Here is a 578-nt window from a genome sequence, read left to right as displayed (position 1 = left end):
ACCGGAACAAACACTGCTGAAATTTGATCGGCTAGTTTTGCAATGGCTGGCTTGCTACTTTGCGCTAAACGGACAAGCTGTATAATTCGCGCAAGCATGGTTTCAGCACCAACCCCTGTAGCTTCGATCGTCAAGCTGCCATCCTGATTTAACGTTCCTGCCGACACACGGTCAGCTTGTTGCTTGAGTGTTGGAATAGGTTCACCAGTGAGCATTGCTTCATCAATATAGGATTCACCGCTTGTCACAATTCCATCCACTGGAATTTTCTCACCAGGCCGAATTCTAAGTAGCATCCCTGTTTTTATCTCACTCACCGCAATGGTTTGGGTAACGGTGGCATCGCTATCTGATGGGATTAATGTTGCCGATTGTGGTTGCAAGTTAATCAGTGCTTGCAGGGATTGCGTTGTTTTTGCTTTGGCTTTGGCTTCTATATAGTGGCCTAACGAAATGAGACCAATGATCATGGCGGTTGCTTCAAAGTAGACATGCCGAGCATTTTCTGGGAACCAAAACGGAAAAGCGACCATGAGCATCGAGTAGAGCCATGCCGCGCCAAGATCGGAAGAGCGGTT

At 47.4% G+C, this 578-nt stretch carries 1 pseudogene; it reads right to left on the bottom strand.

Annotation, left to right across the window (positions count from 1 at the left end):
• Positions 1-578: pseudogene (gene copA, locus ACP45E_RS00305) on the bottom strand (Cu+ exporting ATPase); the annotation flags it as partial.

The organism is Vibrio genomosp. F10 str. 9ZD137 (genome assembly GCF_049974785.1).
Lineage (GTDB): Bacteria > Pseudomonadota > Gammaproteobacteria > Enterobacterales > Vibrionaceae > Vibrio.
Note: the sequence above shows the minus strand (reverse complement) of the source record. Positions and strands in the feature narration are given on the sequence as shown.